Annotated in this window: 1 protein-coding gene; it reads right to left on the reverse strand. The window is 56.6% G+C overall.

Features of this window, described 5'->3' with window-relative positions:
• Positions 1-26: 26 nt before the first annotated feature.
• Positions 27-1003, reverse strand: a 977-nt coding sequence (locus tag AD944_RS00230; RefSeq protein WP_061474615.1) for a helix-turn-helix domain-containing protein, incomplete at its 5' end; no start/stop codon positions are given.

Genomic DNA, 1003 nt, shown 5'->3' on the forward strand with positions numbered 1-1003 from the left:
CCGCACTTTTCGTGATGATGTTTTGATTATGCGGGCTGGAGGACACGCGCTCTGAGAAGCTGGAAGCCTGCTCTTCCGAACATGGTTCGCTTGATCATTTTCAGTCGGCTGATCTGTCCTTCAACCGGGCTGGTTGTCCATGGTGTGACGAGAGACGCTTCAATGGCAGCCGCATCCCGTTCAAGCGCGGGAATCAAACGCGACAGCAGCGTCGTCTTTCCTTCTTCCAGCAGAGCCTTCAGATCGCCTTCCGTGCTGGTGTCCCCCTTTTTACAGAGGAGGGTCTGCATTTTCCTGAGCCAGCAAAGTGTGACGGCAAGGTACGGTTCAGCTTTCAGAAGGGCAGGAACAAGCAGTCCCTCCTGTCCAGCAGATAACGGATCCTCTGCGAGGAGAAGGCGCGCAAGTCTGCGTCCCAGAGGTGGAGCGACATGCGCGGAAGGAATGGGTTTCGCGGAACATCCCTGTCGCGTCACCACCCATTTCCAGACGGTGCCATATTGTCCTGCAAAGCCCTGCTCCAGGAGTTCCCGCCATAGCTGGCGACTATTGCGACATCCTTCGGACCATCTCTTTTCCAGGTGGGCTGCGTAAGGCACGAGTATGCTGCGTGGCGGAACCGTCCTTTTCCATGGTGGTGCATGGCCCCGCTGAAACCAGCGCCGCACGGTTTTTCTCTCTACCCCGATCGTTGTGGCGATAGCCTGAATGCTGTGTCCCTCTGCTTTCAGGGCAAGAGCTTCCTTGAAAAGAATGTCACGCCGTTCCCCGGAACCTGACATGACGACCGTCTGCGCCTCTTCTGGATGCGCCCTGACTGTTTCAGATATTTCGCTTACGACCGTTGATGCGTTCAGCTGTCTCGTCAGGGTCCTGACTGTTGTCGTGAAACGGTCCAGACTGTTGACAAAAGCCTCTGACAGATTCCTCAGCAGATGCCAGCGGTCGGTCACCTGAAGAGCGAATGGTGCGCCTCTGCGGCATCCGTCTGCATAAGCACCGG

The organism is Acetobacter tropicalis, assembly GCF_001580915.1.
GTDB classification, from domain to species: domain Bacteria; phylum Pseudomonadota; class Alphaproteobacteria; order Acetobacterales; family Acetobacteraceae; genus Acetobacter; species Acetobacter tropicalis.